The organism is uncultured Arthrobacter sp. (assembly GCF_902805515.1).
Classification (GTDB): domain Bacteria; phylum Actinomycetota; class Actinomycetes; order Actinomycetales; family Micrococcaceae; genus Arthrobacter_D.
This window is the reverse complement of record NZ_CADCTE010000037.1, coordinates 1-16557: the sequence shown is the minus strand read 5'-3', so window position 1 is coordinate 16557 and position 16557 is coordinate 1. Positions and strand designations below refer to the sequence as shown.

Annotated in this window: 18 protein-coding genes and 1 pseudogene; 7 read left to right on the top strand and 12 right to left on the bottom strand. The window is 68.2% G+C overall.

The window, feature by feature from the left end; translation table 11 throughout:
• The 4 genes from QZX79_RS03050 to QZX79_RS03035 all read left to right on the top strand — a co-directional run.
• The coding region (locus QZX79_RS03050; RefSeq protein WP_294564453.1) for an LD-carboxypeptidase at positions 1–773 on the top strand (773 nt) is incomplete at its 5' end.
• On the top strand, positions 760–1932 hold the full coding sequence (locus tag QZX79_RS03045) for a serine hydrolase (RefSeq protein ID WP_294564451.1): 1173 nt from the start codon (positions 760–762) through the stop codon (positions 1930–1932). The genes QZX79_RS03050 and QZX79_RS03045, both read left to right, overlap by 14 nt.
• Complete coding sequence (locus tag QZX79_RS03040) at positions 1929–2798, top strand: serine hydrolase (protein WP_294564447.1); 870 nt, start codon at positions 1929–1931, stop codon at positions 2796–2798. Before QZX79_RS03045 ends, QZX79_RS03040 begins: the two co-directional genes overlap by 4 nt.
• A 103-nt stretch (positions 2799–2901) precedes the next feature.
• Positions 2902–3189 carry a hypothetical protein gene (locus QZX79_RS03035; protein ID WP_294564444.1) on the top strand — a complete coding sequence of 96 codons (288 nt, stop codon included), beginning with the start codon at positions 2902–2904 and terminating at the stop codon, positions 3187–3189.
• A gap of 60 nt (positions 3190–3249) precedes the next feature.
• On the opposite strand, the gene QZX79_RS03030 is transcribed toward QZX79_RS03035, so the two are convergent.
• The 3 genes from QZX79_RS03030 to QZX79_RS03020 form a co-directional block, all read right to left on the bottom strand.
• A complete protein-coding gene (locus tag QZX79_RS03030) occupies positions 3250–4020 on the bottom strand; it encodes an SDR family NAD(P)-dependent oxidoreductase (RefSeq protein WP_294564442.1) in 771 nt (256 codons plus the stop codon).
• Positions 4021–4093: 73 nt separating this feature from the next.
• Positions 4094–5122, bottom strand: coding sequence for a CE1758 family FMN-dependent luciferase-like monooxygenase (locus QZX79_RS03025; protein ID WP_294564440.1), 1029 nt, complete (start codon positions 5120–5122; stop codon positions 4094–4096).
• A 165-nt stretch (positions 5123–5287) separates the two neighbouring features.
• Positions 5288–5857, bottom strand: coding sequence for an NADPH-dependent FMN reductase (locus QZX79_RS03020; RefSeq protein WP_294564439.1), 570 nt, complete (start codon positions 5855–5857; stop codon positions 5288–5290).
• Between the two features lie 545 nt (positions 5858–6402).
• Between QZX79_RS03020 and QZX79_RS03015 the strand changes: the two genes are divergently transcribed.
• Complete coding sequence (locus QZX79_RS03015; RefSeq protein ID WP_294564436.1) at positions 6403–6819, top strand: helix-turn-helix domain-containing protein; 417 nt, start codon at positions 6403–6405, stop codon at positions 6817–6819.
• On the opposite strand, the gene QZX79_RS03010 is transcribed toward QZX79_RS03015, so the two are convergent.
• Positions 6785–7966, bottom strand: a complete 1182-nt coding sequence (locus QZX79_RS03010) for a dipeptide epimerase (protein WP_294564434.1) — start codon at positions 7964–7966, stop codon at positions 6785–6787. The two genes, QZX79_RS03015 and QZX79_RS03010, sit on opposite strands and share 35 nt — an antisense overlap.
• A gap of 67 nt (positions 7967–8033) precedes the next feature.
• Between QZX79_RS03010 and QZX79_RS03005 the strand changes: the two genes are divergently transcribed.
• Complete coding sequence (locus QZX79_RS03005) at positions 8034–8894, top strand: MurR/RpiR family transcriptional regulator (RefSeq protein WP_294564431.1); 861 nt, start codon at positions 8034–8036, stop codon at positions 8892–8894.
• On the opposite strand, the gene QZX79_RS03000 is transcribed toward QZX79_RS03005, so the two are convergent.
• From QZX79_RS03000 to QZX79_RS02980, 5 genes are all read right to left on the bottom strand, one after another.
• Complete coding sequence (locus tag QZX79_RS03000) at positions 8872–9519, bottom strand: GrpB family protein (protein WP_294564429.1); 648 nt, start codon at positions 9517–9519, stop codon at positions 8872–8874. The genes QZX79_RS03005 and QZX79_RS03000 overlap by 23 nt on opposite strands.
• A gap of 111 nt (positions 9520–9630) precedes the next feature.
• Entirely contained in the window at positions 9631–10359 is a 729-nt protein-coding gene (locus tag QZX79_RS02995; RefSeq protein WP_294564426.1) for a bifunctional 2-polyprenyl-6-hydroxyphenol methylase/3-demethylubiquinol 3-O-methyltransferase UbiG, read from the bottom strand.
• An 85-nt stretch (positions 10360–10444) separates the two neighbouring features.
• Complete coding sequence (locus QZX79_RS02990; RefSeq protein ID WP_294564424.1) at positions 10445–10897, bottom strand: hypothetical protein; 453 nt, start codon at positions 10895–10897, stop codon at positions 10445–10447.
• Between the two features lie 57 nt (positions 10898–10954).
• Positions 10955–11797 carry a nuclease-related domain-containing protein gene (locus QZX79_RS02985; protein WP_294564420.1) on the bottom strand — a complete coding sequence of 281 codons (843 nt, stop codon included), beginning with the start codon at positions 11795–11797 and terminating at the stop codon, positions 10955–10957.
• A 62-nt stretch (positions 11798–11859) separates the two neighbouring features.
• Positions 11860–12591, bottom strand: a complete 732-nt coding sequence (locus tag QZX79_RS02980; protein ID WP_294564419.1) for a DUF72 domain-containing protein — start codon at positions 12589–12591, stop codon at positions 11860–11862.
• A gap of 224 nt (positions 12592–12815) precedes the next feature.
• On the opposite strand from QZX79_RS02980, the gene QZX79_RS02975 reads away from it, so the two are divergent.
• Positions 12816–13070, top strand: coding sequence for a hypothetical protein (locus tag QZX79_RS02975; RefSeq protein ID WP_294564418.1), 255 nt, complete (start codon positions 12816–12818; stop codon positions 13068–13070).
• A 37-nt stretch (positions 13071–13107) separates the two neighbouring features.
• On the opposite strand, the gene QZX79_RS02970 is transcribed toward QZX79_RS02975, so the two are convergent.
• The 3 genes and pseudogenes from QZX79_RS02970 to QZX79_RS02960 form a co-directional block, all read right to left on the bottom strand.
• A complete protein-coding gene (locus QZX79_RS02970; protein ID WP_294564417.1) occupies positions 13108–14718 on the bottom strand; it encodes an alpha-amylase family glycosyl hydrolase in 1611 nt (536 codons plus the stop codon).
• A 2-nt stretch (positions 14719–14720) separates the two neighbouring features.
• Complete coding sequence (locus QZX79_RS02965) at positions 14721–16322, bottom strand: amidohydrolase (protein ID WP_294564416.1); 1602 nt, start codon at positions 16320–16322, stop codon at positions 14721–14723.
• Between the two features lie 54 nt (positions 16323–16376).
• Positions 16377–16557, bottom strand: a pseudogene (locus QZX79_RS02960) (hypothetical protein); the annotation flags it as partial.

The window sequence follows — 16557 nt, the reverse complement described above, 5'->3', positions numbered from 1 at the left end:
ACGCCCGCGACGTGCACCCGCGCGCGCCCTACCTCGCCGGGTCCGACGCCGACCGCGCCGCCGACCTTCAGGACCTGGTCTGTGACGACAGCATCGCCGCGGTGATCTGCCTGCGCGGCGGTTACGGCGCCGTCCGGCTCCTGGACCTGCTCGATGCCGAGAAGCTCCGCTCCGCCCGGCCCAAACCGCTGATCGGCTCCTCCGACATCACCGCCCTGCACGAGTACTGGGCCGAACACCTCGGCCTTGCCACCTGGTTCACCCCGATGCCCGCCACCGACGCCCTGCTGGAGGACCCCGTCGCCCGCGACGGGGTGCGCGAGGCCCTGTTCACCCCGTACCCGGGCCGGACCCTGACCGGTCCCGCGGCCGCGGCGCTCGTGCCGGGCACGGCGACCGGGATCCTCACCGGCGGGAACCTGAGCCTGCTCGCCATGACCCTGGGTGCCCACGGCCGGCCCGCGCCCTCGAACGAGGGCCGGATCGGGCTGCTCGAGGACGTCACCGAGGACATCTACAAGCTCGACGGGCTCCTGACCTCCCTCCTGCGGGCCGGCTGGTTCGACGGAATGGCCGGGCTCGCGCTGGGCTCATGGAGCCAGTGCGGTGAGCCGCACGAGGTGAGGGCGCTCGTCGAGGAACTCCTGGTGCCCCTCGGCATTCCGCTCGTCGAGGAACTCGGCTTCGGGCACGGCCCGGCCGCCCTCAGCGTTCCCCTCGGCGTGCCCGCCACCCTGACCGCCGACGAAAGCCCACGCCTTGTCCTCTCCTGAGACCCCCTTGTCCTCCCAGCCGCACGCCGAAAACTCCCTCGAGGAGGAGCTCCGGCGGATCCTCACCGAGGAGGTCGGCGCCGGTGCGGCGCCGTCGGCGGTCGCCGCCGTCGACGTCGGCGGCCGGACCACCGGTCCCATCGCCGTCGGCAGTGCCGTCGCATTCGGTGACGACGGCGCCGCCCTGGCACCCGGAGACGGCGTGCCGGCGCGGCCGGAGACCGTCTATGACCTCGCCTCGGTGACCAAGATCGTCAGCACCGTGGCCGCACTGGCGCTGGTGGCCGACGAGGTGCTCGACCTCGACGAGCCGGTCGGCCGCCACCTGCCGACCTTCCGGGACGGTGACCGCGGCACCATCACCCTGCGCCACCTGCTTACCCATACCTCCGGGCTGCCCGGCACCTGGGAGGGATGGCGCACGCTCCCGGCCGGAACCGGCCGGACCGGCCGGCTTGAGGATCTGCTCTCGATCCCCCTGATCAACGCGCCGGGTACGGAGTTCACCTACTCCTGCGTCGGATTCAACACCGCGATGGCCCTTGCGGAGCATGCCACGGGGCGGGAATGGGCGGAACTCGTCGAGGAGAAGGTGCTCGCCCCGCTGCGGCACCTCGATCCCCGGACGGCCGCCCTGACCTACCGGCCCCGGCGGGAAGACTCCGCGGCGACCGAGTACCAGCCGGAGACCGGCAGGGGCATGGTGCGGGGCGAGGTGCACGACGAAAGCGCCTGGTTTCTGGGTGGTGCCGTGGCCAACGCGGGCCTCTTCGGGACCGCCGAGGCAGTGCTGGGGCTCGGAAACGTGCTCCGCGACCGGCCGGAGGTGCTGCTTCCACCGGAGCTGGCCGACGGGCTGTGGACCGACCAGATGCCGCGCATGCTGGGTGCGCAGCGCGCGGCTGACCCGGAGATCGGCTGGCACGCCCTCGGCCTGCGCATCGGGCAGCCCGACTGGATGGGCACCGCCGGCGCCCAGGCCCGCGGGCACAACGGCTTCACCGGCACGTCGCTGATCATGGACCGCACCCGCTCGGTGACGGTGGTGCTGCTGACCAACCGCGTGCATCCGCACCGGCTTCACAACGCCATGGGCCCGTTCCGTGTCCGCGTCGCCGACGCGGCCTACTCCCGGGCCGCCCGGGAGGTGACGGCATGAGCATCGTCTCGGACTACAGCGACGGCGTCCCCCACATCTCCTACTGCCTGACCACCTTCGACGGGGAGGTCATCGCCGAAAGCGGCGCCGACACCCCGGTCTACGCGGCGAGCACCATCAAGCTGGCGGTGCTCATCGCCGCCCTGCGCGCCGTGGACGCCGGAAAGCTGCGGCTCAGCCAGCAGCTTTCCTCACGGCTGACCTTTCGCTCCTCCGCACCGGGCGGCGGGACCTTCAGCTTCGAGCAGGACCCCGACGAAACCGACGACGGCATGCCTCCCGCCGGCCGGCCCGTGTCGCTGCGCGAGGTGCTGCGCCGGATGATCGTCGTCTCCTCCAACGAAGCGACCAATATGGCCGTTGAACTGGTCGGCCTCGGCGCCGTCCGGGAGGCACTCGAGGTGTGCGGGGCGGCGTCGTCGAAGATGGAGCGGCTGTTCGGCGATCTTGAGGGACTGGCCGCGGGTCTGACGCAGCAGACGACCGCCCGGGACCTGACGGCCATCATGAGTGCCATTGTCACGGGCCGGGCGGCGGGCAGGTCGAGCACCCGGTTCATGATTGAGCTGCTGCGCGCGCAGGAGTACAGCCTGATCGGGCCGGCGCTTCCTGCGGAGGCGCGGTGGGGTTCGAAGTCCGGGTGGGTCACCGGCATCCGCCACGATGTTGCCTTCGTGCAGCCCTGCGACGGGACGGACCCCATGGGCGGCTTCATACTCGCCGTCTGCACCCGGGCGTACGGCGAGGCGGAGGCGACGACGGTGATCGGCGCCCTGTCCCGGCTGGCCTGGGACCTGTCCCGCACGCGTCCGGGAGGTCTCCACTATGTGTTTGAGGGCCCGGTCGAGGAGTGGGCGGCGGGCTGAGGCGGACACGAACGCGCAACGATCCGGCCGCCGGCGTTGTACCCGGCCCGCCCCGGTGCTTCACTCGGACGGACGAAGTATCGCGAGCGTTCAGGGGGACTTTATGGCCGAGGTAAAGATGCACGAAGTGGTGTTGCGCTGGGGGATCATCCTCGGCGTTGCCGGCGTCCTGATGCTGGTTCTCAGCCCGGTGATCATCGGCAATTTCGGGACGTTCTACCCCACCGCAGGGGCGCCAGTGGCCATGGCCGTGACGACCCTCTATTCGGTGGCAACGATCGCGCTCCTGCCCTTTTCCGCTTCCCTCGTTGCAGCGTCCCTGGTCATGCGCCACGCCGAAGCCCTTGCGGCGCGGAAGGAAGCCCGGCCGGACGAGCCCGCGTCCAGCTAACGCCGGAGACAGCGCGGCGAGCATCGGGCAGGGCACGTGTTCCTGCCCGATGCAGGCTGATCAGTGGAAGTTCGCCCCGCCGTCGACCAGGATCGACTGTCCGTTGATGTAGACACCGTCATCGGACATCAGAAACGCGATGACCGACCCGATGTCCTCCGGCCTGCCCAGCCGCGGAGACCGGACGGTGTCCAGGACTTCCTGGCGCCATTCCTCGGTGGTCGTCGCCAGTGCGGCGCCGGTGAGGATGACCCCCGGAGAGACAACGTTAGTGCGCACCCCGTGCTTGCCGCCGACGGTCGAGGCGTGGCGGGTCAGACCGACGAGCCCGCTCTTGGCCGACTGGTAGGCCACACGGACCGGCTCTCCCTGCCAGACCGCGCTGGACATGGTGTTCACAATCGATCCCCCGCCGCCTTCAATCATGACGGGCAGGGCGTGGCGGATGCCGTACATGTACCCGGTGAGGGTGACGTCGATGGTGTGCTTCCAGACATCGATGGGGACGGTGGTGACATCGGAGTCACGACCGATGGTTCCGGCCGATAGATCCGCTGCCACATTGAAGAGCCCGTGGAGTCCGCCGTATTCGGCGACGGTGACGTCGATGAGGGCCTTGAAGGACTCCTCATCGGCGACGTCGAGGCGACGGCCCGACGCGCGCCCGCCGGCGGCGGTGATCGCGTCGGCGACTTCCCGGGCCGCTGCCTCATTGAGGTCCGCCGCCACCACGATCGCGCCTTCCTCACCGAGGCGGACGGCCGCAGCGGCGCCGATATTCCCGGGCGCAGCCCCGGCGACGATGATTACTTTGTTCTTCAGGCCACGCATGGGCTTCTTCTTCCGGTTGGTCTACTGCACGCTGCTGCGTGTACTTGCTTCGAATGGTCCCGAGGCTGGTTTCTTAGAGCGTTGCCGCTGCGGGCTCGGCCGCGGATTCCCGAAGCAGGGGCAGGACGTGCTCGCCCAGCACCTCGATCTGTTCATGCAGGACCTGCTCGCTCTGCCCGCCGAAGTCGAAGGCAAACAGCTGGCGCTGGTAGTCCCCGAACGCCTCGCGCTGCAGCTCGATCTTCTCGACGACCTGGGCGGGGCTGCCGACGATCATTCCGGTAGTGGCGGCGGCGGCTTCCAAGCTGTCGCCCTGGTTGAGCAGGGAGGCGCGGTAGTAGGGCTCGGCCAGCCGGAACGCGTCCTGGGAGTTCGGGCGGACGAAGATCGCGCCGCCAGCCCCCACCGTGGCGGAGGTTCCCGGACCGTGGCCGTGGGCTTCGAAGCGTTCACGGTAGAAGTCGACGTACTGGGCGAAGTAGCTCGTGGGCATGAACAGGTTGTTCACGAAGAACCCGTCGCCGTACCGGGCGGCCTGTTCGGCGATCTCGGGGCTGCGGATCGAGCCGTGCCAGACGAACGGCGGGGTGCCGTTCAGCGGCCGGGGGGTGGCGGTGAAATGGCGCAGCGGAGTCCGGTACTTTCCGGTCCAGTTCACCTCGTCCTCGCGCCACAGCCGGCGCAGCAGGGCGTAGTTCTCGACGGCGAGTTCGATGCCGTCGTGCACGTCCTGGCCGAACCACTCGTAGACGGGCACGGTGTTGCCGCGCCCGAGCATGAAGTCCATCCGGCCATTGGTGAGGTGCTGGAGGGTCGCGTAGTCCTCGGCGATCTTCACCGGGTCATTGGTGGTGATGAGCGTGGTGGCCGTGGAGAGCGTGATGGTGCTCGTCTGGCCGGCGATGTAGCCCAGGACCGTCGTCGGCGAGCTGACCGTGAACGGCCTGTTGTGGTGCTCACCGAGCGCGAAAATGTCGAGGCCGGCGTCTTCGGCGTGCTTCGCAAGCCTCGTCAGTCCAAGGAGGCGGTCGTGTTCGGTGGGCATCCGGCCGGTGTTCGGATCAAACCCGATTTGCCCGACGGTGAAAATTCCAAATTCCATGAGGCTTGTCCTCTGTGCCGTGGCCTGCCCACCGCCGAACGGTGGGCAGGCCGAACCTGTGCTGGTTGGCGTAGTGGGCCGGGCACTACAAACGTCGGAGCCCGGCCCGAGGCCATTCCGGGTTGGTTCAGGCTGTGCCGATCATCGGCCGAACTGCTGAGGCAATCAGGCGGCGACGCTGGCGCGCAGCGGCTCCAGAGCCTTCGACCATGCTTCGAGCTGGTTGAACATGCTTTCCAGCGCAGCAACCTGGTGGTCGCCCGGCTTCAGGACCGAGAAGTTCTCGAAGTCGGTGAACAGCGACAGGGCGGCCTGGTCGCGGACCGTTGCCATCTGCAGTTCAGCGGCGACGAGGCGAAGGTGCTCAACTGCGCGGACGCCACCGGTGGCGCCGTAGCTGACGAAGCCGGCGGCCTTGTTGTTCCACTCAGCAGACAGGAAGTCGATGGCGTTCTTCAGGACGCCGGAGGTCGAGTGGTTGTACTCGGGGGTGACGAAGACATAGCCGTCGAATTCGGCGATCTTCGCGGCCCAATCCTTGGTGTGGTCCTGCGAGTACTGGCCCATCAGCGGCGGCATCGGCTCGTCGAAGTGAGGCAGCGGGTAGTCCCGGAGGTCGATGATCTCGTAGCTGGCATCCTCGCGGGTTGCAGCCTTCTCGAAGACCCAGTTGGCGACGGTTTCGCCGTTGCGCCCGGGGCGCGTGCTTCCAAGGATAATTGCGATCTTAGTCATATTGTTCCCTTCCAGGACCAGTTGTTCGTGTGCTTGTTCAGCAAGGTCTACAACCCGCCCTGAATCGGCAATATTTCCGCTTTCGAAACGCACTTTAAAGTGCGTTGTAATACGCACTTTAACGTGCGTTACGCACCTGAAAATAAGGAAGAGCCGGTTGAGGTGCCTCGGGGGAGTTGGCATGAGAGTGCCATTTAGCCAGTTCCGTCGATCGGGTCCAAATGGCGGATGATTTGTCATCTCCGTCGTTCCTGGGTGAAACTACAATTCGCTTCCCCGGATTTATATTCGCACCGGTGGCTCTGCGCCGATCCTTTCTTGAAGTGGAAATTCGGTCGCGTCGGAGCCGGACCCGGGCGCGCTCCCGGGCCGCACACAGAATGGTCCGGCATAATCGGAGGGCGCGTTCCCTTGGGCGGAGTTCCCAGCCCAGGCTGCGGACGGGTGCCCACATGCTGCCGTGGCAGGAGGCCCGATCGGGCCACCCTGCCCGGAACCCAGCAGCGGGCGAACGAAGGTCAACAGGATCCGGAGAATCGGCAATCATGAAATTAGCTGCGGTGGAGCAGGCGCAGGTCATCTGCGACAAGGAAGCAGAGACGATCGCCTTCGTGCGGGAGATCGTCAGTCGATTGGGCGACAAATGGTCAATGGCAGCACTCGACCAGCTCACCGGCGGGCCGCTGAGGTTCACCGCGCTGCAGGCGGCCCTTCCCCCCATTTCCCACCGGGTGCTCACGGCGACTCTGCGGACCCTCGAAAAGGACGGAATGGTGACCCGCACCTCGTATCCGGAGATGCCCCCCAGGGTTGAATACGCGCTGACCCCACTGGGTGCGGGCTTCCTCCGGCAGGCCATGCCGCTCGTGGGGTGGGCCCAGGAGCATCGGGCGGAAATAGAAGCGAACCGGTCGGCATCGGCTGCGGTCAGCGCTGCGGCTGTGGCTTCCGCAACCGCGTAATCCCCGAACCCGGCGCATCGTCAAGGACAATCGTGCTGCCCGAGTAGCGGGCCCCGCCGTCGACGGGTGACTCCCTAAGCCACAGGCCGCCGTCGAGGTCCTGCGGAACCTCGGCCCCGGACTCTGTAGCCAGGGCCGAGGCAAAGGCGGTGGCCGCGCCGATGCCGACGCCGCTTTCCATCATGCAGCCCACGAGCACCCCGATGCCGGCGGCCCGCGCCGCCGCCGCAAGCTCCACGGCCGGGGTGAGTCCGCCGGTCTTGGCGAGCTTGATGTTGACCATTGCCGCCGCGCCCGCGTCGATCAGCCGGTGGAGGTCCTTCACGGTCCACACGGATTCGTCGGCGAGAATGGGGGTCTGCACGGAGGAGGTGACCCGGGCAAGTCCGTCCCAGTCACCGGCTGGAACCGGCTGCTCGACCAGTTCAAGGTCGACTCCGTCATCCTCGAGGGCCGTAATGAACCGGATGGCCTCGTCGGCGGTAAAGGCCTGATTGGCGTCAATGCGCACCCGGGCCTCGACGCCCACGGCGTTCCGCACCGCCCGAAGCTTCGCCACCGGATCGCCGTGCGCATCGAGCTTGACCTTCACACAGTCGAACCCCGCGGCCCGGTGGGCGGCTGCGGCCCGGGCGAGAGCCGCGGGTCCGTCGACGGAGAGCGTCATGTCGGTGAGGATGCGGTTGTGCCGGCCGCCCAGGTAGCGGTACAGCGGCAGCTCTGCGCGGCGTGCCGCGAGGTCGTGCAGCGCGCAGTCCACGGCCATGCGGGCGGCGCTGCGTTCGTCCGAGCCGGCGATCCGGGAAAGCGCAGCAGAGAGATCGGCCGATCCGTCGTCGGACTCAAGCAGGGCCTGCAGCGGGCCGTGCACCGAGGCGATCACACCGGCCGTCGTCGCGCCCGTCACCGCACTGATCGGGGCTTCACCCCAGCCCGAGCGCCCTTCGGCATCCCGCACCTCAACGAGCACCGATTCGAGGACGGTCGTGCGGCGCACGGCGGTGATAAACGGCCGCACGAGAGGGACGGTGACGGCGTGCGCGGTGAGGAGGAGCGCTGAGTTGGAACTATTGCTGCCCGGGGGGAGAACCGACGTGCTGTCCTTCTTTCTTCCGCCCATTGCAGCCGTCTCCCTTATGTAGGTCACTTACGATACCTTTTACTTGGTTGTAACTGACCGACTTTTCCCTTCGACCGGCTTCCGAAAGCGGCAGATGAGCATCCAATCGGCAATCCAGGCGCAGCTGCCCACGCTTCCTCCTTCCGCGCGTCGGGTGGCTGAGGAGATCCTCGCCGATCCGGAGACGGTGCTGCGCCACACCATTTCGGAGTTGGCGCACATCTGCAGCACCTCCGAACCTTCAGTGGTGCGGTTCTGCCGAGCCGTCGGCTACGCGGGTTACGCCCAGCTCCGGCTTTCGATGGCCACCGAGATCGGCCGTGAGACCGCGCAGTTCGGGGATACCAAACGGTTCGGTGCCGACATCAGCCCCGACGACTCCCTGGCCGACACTGTCGCCAAAATCGCCTTCGCGGAAACCCTGGGCATTGAAGAGACCCTGTCCCACCTCGACATCGACCAGCTGCGCAGCGCCGTCGAGCGCATCAGCACGGCGCGCCAGATCCTGGTCTACGGGGTCGGCGCCGGTGCCGTCGTCGCCGACGACCTCCAGCACAAGCTGTTCCGGATCCGGCGGATGGTCCATTCCTTCGACGATCCCCACGACGCCCTGATGGGAGCGTCCCTGATGGGCGCCGGCGACGTCGCCGTGGCTTTCTCCCACAGCGGCAGGACCGCCGAGACCCTCGAGTTCGTTGAGCGGGCCCGGGAGGCAGGCGCAACGACCATCGGGATTACCAACGGCGCAGGGTCACCCCTCGCCGAGGCCGCGGACCTGTGCCTGCTCACGATGGTCCGCGAAACTGCTTTCCGCTCCGGTGCCATGGCGTCGCGGATTGCTCAGCTCGCCGTGGTCGACTGCATTTTCGTGGGTGTGGCGCAGAGCAGCTACGATGCGACGGTCGATGCGCTGGAGACGACGCGGGCGGCGATCACGAACCGGAAGCAGCGCTGACCCGGGGTCGGGGAGTGTGCAGGTGCTGCGGGTCCGCGGCGAAGATTGATTCGTAGAAGTCGTAGATGAGGGCCGACTTGGCGTTGTTGTAGAGCATGACGTCGTCGAAACCCGTAGCGGCCAGCTTCAGCTTGAGGGCGGCATAGGCATCGCGGTCCGCCAGGTGGGTGCACAGCCAGTCGCGGAATCTGAGGTGGCGGTGCGGTTCGACGGCACCGGCGGAGAAAACGTGGAGGTTCGTCTCCGGGGCCGTGAGTCTCAATAGCCGGTGTTCCTCCCACTCCGGCTGCCGGACTACGAGGATGAACCCCTCCGCCTCGAGGCGGGGGACGTAGGAGGCCTCGTCTGAGGAGTCGGCGACGAGCAGGTCGATGTCGATGACGGGCTTCGCGGCCAGGCCGGGAACCGCGGTTGAACCGACATGCTCGACGCTCAAGGCGTTCGAGGTGAGCGCGGCGCTGATCAGGCCGGCCACGCGGCCGAAACGGGTGGTCCAGTCAGGATCGTAGGCGGAAACGACGACCGGCCTCCTCCACCGGGACGCATCGTCCGGCCGAAGTCGTGCCGCCCGGATGGCGTCGGCGTCCGGCAGCTCGAACGGGCGCCATAGGGGATGGGTGTGCACGCACCCCACCCTATTCGACCCGGTCCGGGTTGTTTTCGGAAGGTCCTGAACCGGCCGGTCAAGGGGCGAATGAGAAGCGGACCCGCGGCCCCGGCAGCCACGGGAGAAGAATCACTTGGGTCTGCGTGCTATGAAGACGAACTCACGGGATGGCCGGTCCGGAGCATCACGGACTTCCTCAACCTGGAAGCCCTGCCCCCGAAGGTCGGCGGCGGCCTCTTCCTTATCCCGGAAGCAAAGCGTCGAGTCCGATGTGAGCAACTGACTGTCGAATGCGAAAAAGTAATTCCAGCGGATGCGCACCAACGGCCAGTCGACGCCAAGGGGTTCCACCCAGCTCTCGACCTCACCGACACCTTCAATGAGGGTAACGCGGCGGGTGGCCATTTCAGTCCACTCCTCCCAGGCCTTGCGGGCTGGATCTCGGGTCTCGAAGATGAACCGCCCTCCGGGCTTCAGTGCCTCAAACACCCCGGCGAGCGTCGACTGCCAGTCCCGATCACTGGTGATGGCCTGCGCTGCGTTGCCGGTCATGAAGCAGAGATCTACCTGCTGGGCAGGCAGGGAGGTTCCGTCGCCCTGGATCCACCGAACACCTGTGGCGCCAGGTTTGGCGCGGGCCACGTCGAGTGAACCGGCGGCCGGATCCACCCCCGCCACGTCGATGCCACGGGCGGCCAGCAGCAGCGCCAGAACTCCGGTCCCACACCCCAGGTCCAGCACGGTCTTGGCGCCAAACTCCTCCACCATTCCGAGGTAGGGGTCGAGGTCGCTCCGGTCCGGGTCCAGGGCGTCGTAGATCGAAACCAGCCGGGGATGTTCGAAAATCAGGTCCGCCACGCACAGGGACACTACCTCAGTCCGTCCCGTCGTGCTTCCTGTCAACTGCTCGGCCCGCTCACGAAGCCAGCCACGGGTCGGGTGCCTAGGACGCTTCAGGCGGTAACGCCTCGTGGTGCTTCCGGCCCTGTGTCCTGCGGTCTTCTTTCATCTCTGCCTCGAAGAGATGCCGCTTTCCGTCGGCGAGCTTGTCCCGGGCCAGCTTCTCGAGCGCCTTGAACTCCGCGTAGTAGGAATCGTCGTAGTCCTCGACGATCTGGAACGTCCAGCGCCCCTCAATCACATTGCGTCCTACGAGGTCCTTGTTGAGCGTCTCGGCGAGGTCCGCGTGGCCGGCCGTGCGGAGCAGTTCGACCGCCTCACCCAGGGCCAGATCGGCCTTGCCCGTGAGGCGGTGGAAACCGTACAGGTAGCCCCGGGCATGTTCAACCACCTCGAGCGCCTCGGAGAGCTTGCCGAGGGCCTCGACCGTGGCGTCGTCGACTCCTTCCGGGCGCTGGTGGTTCGCGTCGGGTCCGTTCTCAGCAGAGTTGGTCATGGTGCTTACCCTAAACGGAACCCACGCGGGGCATGGAGCAATTTTTGAGGCGCCAGTTCAGGTGAGGATCGCGGCCACGAGGCCGGGAAGGAAGACCGCGATGCTGATGACCGTCGCCGCGAAGCCCGCCAGCGTCCATCCGACCCGACGCCGACGGGCATGGTTGACCTGGGCCCGAAGTGCCGCATACCGCTGCTCGAGAAGCGCGGGATCGGTGCTTTCCACGGGATTCCGGTGCCAGGTGCTTGCCTGAACGGCAGCGGAGCTCACCGCCTCGACATCCTCCCGGTCAAGGGACGGGCGACGACGTTGCAGCCACCTCACCAGCTGGTGCTGTTCCAACACGGCGACCCTCGGGTGTCTCTCCTTGACCACGACGCTCTTGGCGTCAACGACCACAATGACGCCGTGCACTTCGACGGGTCTACCGACCACCGTGGAGAGCAGCTTCGAGGCCCGTTCTGCCTCATGGAGGGCGTTGCGGAGATGCGGCTGCTTCCTCCCGCCCACCAAGAAGGCGGTTCCGGCGGCCCACACCCTCTGACCGGCATGGCGCTTGGTGTTGAGGGTGAAGACCCCGCCGGGGCCGATGAGCACATGATCGATGTCCGAGGTCCCGCGCCCCACAGGCACCGCATGGACCACCGTCCACGCCGGGCCGAGCTGCTGCAGGCTGCGCCCCACGCTGCGTTCGCCGAGTGACCCCGAGTACCAAGGCTGACTGTCAGGGCCAAGGGGGCTCGATCCGAAGAGGCGGCGCAGTCGGCCGCGGGGTGCTTCCGCCTCGTGCCGAACCAACAGCTCCTGCAGAACGGATTGGCCGGGAATTCGGTCACTGAGCTCGCCGCGCGGCAGGGGAGTGGGAGCCGCACCATTGGAATCGGGAGACCGGGCCGTCACGGAACACCGTCAAGGAGGGAAGGCATATCCGGATGCTAGCGGAACAGGCACTGCCGGAGGACTCAGCCCCCGCCGAGGATCGCCCGCAGCGTGTCGGCATTGCGCACCGCATTGCCGCCGCCGTCGTTGTTGAAGTACACGAACACGTCCTTCCCGGCACCCTGCCACTCACGGATCCGGTCCGCCCACCACTGCAGATCCGCATCGCTGTATGACCCGCCGTACAGATGATGGGTATCCGGGCCGTGCATCCGCAGGTACACGAACGGCGCGGTGGCGCGCAGGACACACGGCAGGTTGGCGCCGCTCATCACGCAGTAGGCCGCGCCGTGCCGTTCGAGCAGCGAATAGACCTCCTCCGTCTCCCAGCTCGGGTGCCGGAACTCGACGGCAACCCGGATCCAGTTCGGCAGCAGCGCCAGAAAGTAGTCGAGTCGGGCGTCGTCGCGCTGCATCGCGGGCGGGAGCTGGACCAGGAGGACAGCCCGCTTGTCGCCGAGTTCGTGCCAGCACCGGACGATGCGCTCGACCCACACCTCGGGTGCGTACAGCTTCTTGGCGTGGGTGAGCCCCCGCGGGGCCTTGACCGAGAACAGGAATCCGGCCGGAAGGCGCTCCCGCCAGCCGGCGAAGGTCGACTCGCGGGGCCACCGGTAGAAGCTGGCGTTCAGCTCGACGGTGCTGAACCGCTCGTAGTAGTACTGCAGCCTCCGGGCGGTCGGCGTGCCCGCGGGATAGAGCACGTCGTTCCAGTGGTCGTAGCTCCACCCGGAGGTGCCAATGGAAACGCTCAAGATCAGGCTCCGACCGTTCGAGGATGCTTCGGTCCGATCCTAGTGGAAGGCCGCGGCCGGCCGGTGGACACGGCTCCGCAGGTGGTGGGAGAAGCGGCGAAGCATTTTACGCCGGTCCCGTCGCTTCTCCAAGCAGGATCAGGGCCGAATCGCTGCTGTTCTCAGCGATTTGCCCCTAGTTACCGTTGAAAGGCAAGGGGACGGACCAAGGGGAAGAGGCGGACATGAATTCCAAGACGTTGAAGAGCCTTCCGGCCGTCGTCGTCCTGAGTGCCCTGGCGCTTGTGGGCTGCGACAATCCCGCCGAGGAGCCGGTGGTGCCGCCCACGGGCAATATCACCCCCGTTCCCACGGACTCCGCGTCGCCGATGGAGTCAACGATGCCCACGGGGACGCTCCCAACCTCCGACGGGCAAACCGGCGGGCCGACACCGGACGAGACGACGATTCCGACCGGAACCCTGCCGACCGAGGACTGACGCAGCTCCGAAGGTTCGAGGTCCGACCCAAGCCTGCTCAACTGCGGGCGCGGAGCACCCAGGCCGCGTTGTCGGGTTCAAGCCAGCCCTCGACAGCCTGCGGGACGGCGGTGATCAGCACCGTCCCGGCGGGAAGCCGCACGGCAGCTTCGCCCATGGCAACGGCCAGCAGGAAGCCGTGCCCGCGCTCGCAGAGCAACAGGCCGCCGTCGTCGACGTGCCAGGAGGCGCCGCCACCTGCGTCGAGCACGCCCTCGCCCAGCAGCCGCCTGCGCAGTTCGAGGGCGCGGACCACCAGCTGCTGCGGTGACGCCGGGTCGTTCCGTTGGGCCTCGATGGCCCACTGCCCCCATCCGGGTGGTTGCGGCAGCCATGGTTCGGCCGGGGGACCGGTCATCGAGAAGCCGTGGGCGGCTGCCGCGTCCGCGGTCCAGGGCAGGGGAACCCGTGCGCCGTCACGGGAAATCCCGCCGCGGGCCACCATGGGGTCGCGCCGTGCCGCCGGAGGCACCTCGGCCTCGGGGAGCCCGAGTTCCTGGCCCTGGAAAAGGTACGCTCCACCGGGGAGTCCCAGGATGGTCAGCAGGGCCGCCCGCGCCCGTGCGGCGCCGCGCCCGCCGCCGCCGAACCGGCTGGCGGAGCGGACGACGTCGTGGTTCTCGAGAGCCCAGGTCGGCGCCGCGCCGTGGGCTTTCCGTGCGGCCTCCAGTTCGGTGCCCACGGCGGCCCAGGCGGCCGCGTCCCAGCCGAGCCGGACGAAGGCGAAGGCGAACGCCTGGTGCAGTTCGTCGGGCCGCGTGTACCGGGCGGCGCGGTGGGTATCGAGGTTGACCTCGCCGACCAGCACGCGGGGCGGGGAGTAGGAGTCGGCGAGCCGGCGCCATCTCCGGTAGACGGCGTGCACCTCCTCCTGGTCGGAGACCTGCCGGTTTGAGCGGAGCCCGTCCACCACGGGGGTGCCGGTGGGGGAGTCGGGAAGCCCCTCGGCCTTGAACAGGGCGTGTGCCACGTCGATGCGCAGCCCGTCCACGCCCTTGTCCAGCCAGAACCGCAGCACCTCTTCGAAGTAGTCGCCCACGGCCGGGTTGCGCCAGTTCCAGTCCGGCTGGGCAGGGGAGAACAGGTGCAGGTACCACTGCGTGTCGGTGGTCGACTCCGGGTCCGCGCGGGTCCAGGCCCGTCCGCCGAAGACGCTCTGCCAGTTGTTCGGGGGAGTGCCGTCGGCGTGGCCCTCGGCGAAATGGAACAGTTCCCGCTCCTTCGAGCCGGAGCCCGCCGCGAGAGCCTGCTGGAAGAGGGGGTGCTCCACCGAACAGTGGTTGGGGACGACGTCGACCAGGACGCGCAGGCCCAGGCTGTGGGCCCGGTCGAGCACCGCGTCGAAGTCGGCCATCGTGCCGAACAGCGGATCCACCCCGCTGTAGTCGCTCACGTCGTAGCCCTGGTCCACCTGGGGGGAGGTCTGGAACGGAGTCAGCCAGAAGCCGTCCACGCCGAGCGAGGCGAGGTAGGGCAGCCGCGCCAGGAGACCCGGCAGGTCGCCCACGCCGTCGCCGTTGCCGTCCGCGAAGGAGCGCGGGTACACCTCATAGATGACGGCGGTCTTCCACCAGGGCTCACCGGCCGTGGCCTGCTCCGGTTCCGGCACGGCTACACCTCCAGGGAGGCGACAAAGTCCTCCCCATGGACGCACTGGCCGCCGACGAAGGTGGCGAGCACCCGGATCTGCCCGATCCCGTCGGGGGGCACGGCCGCCGGATGATCCGAGAGCAGGACCAGGTCGGCGAGCTTCCCCGGCTCGAGGGTTCCCCGGATGTCCTCGTCGCCGGCAATCCACGCCGCATCCACGGTGTAGGCGCGCAGGGCGGTGACGGCGTCGACCCGTTCGGAGGGGCTCATTACCCGACCCGCTGCGGTGCTGCGCTGGACCATCGACTGCATCCCCAGCAGCGGGGCACCGGCTGCGACCGGGCGGTCGGAGCTGCCGGGAACCCGCACGCCGGCCGCAAGGAATGAACGGTGCCGGTACACCTGGGCCTCCCGCTCCCCGCCGACCGCCTCGAGCAGAACCTGCCCCATCTCGTGGAGGAAGCGCAGCTGCGGAACCGGGGTGACGCCGAGCGCAGCGAACCGTGCCAGCTGGTCCTCCCGGACAATGCCCGCATGTTCGATCCGGTGGCGCACTCCCGGGCGCGGATGGGCGGCCTGTGCGGCCTCGAACGCGTCGAGGGCGACGTCGACGGCGCGGTCGCCGATGGCATGGGCGGCGACGGTCCAGCCGGAGCAGTGGGCGTTGACAATGCGGCCGGTGAGCTCTTCGAGGGAGAGCTGAAGGCTTCCGGTGTTGTGCTCTTGCCCGCAGAAGGGTTCGGTGACGGCAGCGGTACGCCCCAGGAGGGAACCATCGATAAAGATTTTCATCGGCCCCAGCCGCACCATGTCGTCGCCGAAGCCGGTGTGCATTCCGAGGTCGAGCCCGAAGGTGATCCGGTCCTGCCGGTGGGAGGTGAGCGGGTGCAGCGCGTCGCTGCTGGCCATCAGCTGCACCCGGGTCCTCAGCCCGCCGCGCTCGCGGGCGAGGGTGTAGGCGGCGAGCTCGACCGGGCTGCGCCCGATCCAGCCCGCACCGATGCCTGCCTCGGTGACGTGGGTCAGCCCCTCGGCGGCGAAGCGTTCACTGGCTGCGGTGATGGCGTCCGCCAGGGCCTGCACCGGGTAGGGGATCACGAGCTGGGTCACCAGTTTCTGGGCCTGTTCCTGCAGGACGCCGGTGGGCCCGTTTCCGTCCCGGACCACCTCACCGCCGACCGGGGTCCCGGCCGATCCGTCCATCACCCCCGCCCGGGCCAGCACCTCGGTGCTCACCGTGGCGGCGTGGCCGGAGCGGTGCTTGAGCCACACCGGGCGGCCCGGCGCCGCGGCGTCGAGCCGTTCCCGGTGCGGGTGGGCACCGAGGACCGTGTTGTCGTAGCCGGACCCGATGACCCATTCCCCGGCATCCAGGCCCGAGGCGAAGGCCGCCACGGCGTCGTACACCTCCTCGACGGTGGCGCAGCCACTGAGGTCGAGCTCGGAGAGGGACTGCCCGAACCACGCCATGTGGTTGTGCGCGTCCCCGAACCCCGGGAGGACCACCGCACCGCGGCAGTTCAGGGTGCGGCGGGCTCGAAGGCCCTCGACCTGCCCGTCGAGCCCGACGATGCGTCCGTGCAGGATTCCCACGGTGGCGGCGGTGGGGGAGGCGCCGGCCATCGGGGAGATGGCCGCGTTGACGAGCAGCAGATCGAGGATGGGATCACCTCAGGGTCAGGGGGCGGATGAAACCTTGGCTTTCCTTATCTTCCCCCGTCCGGTGCCCGGCGCGCCGGTTCCGGCCACCGAATCGCTGGAGAGCCGCTGCGCCAGCCAGATGGGAACGATGGAGACGACAATGAGGATGACGGCGACGACGTTGACCACCGGCGCCTGGTTGGGGCGGAACAGGTTC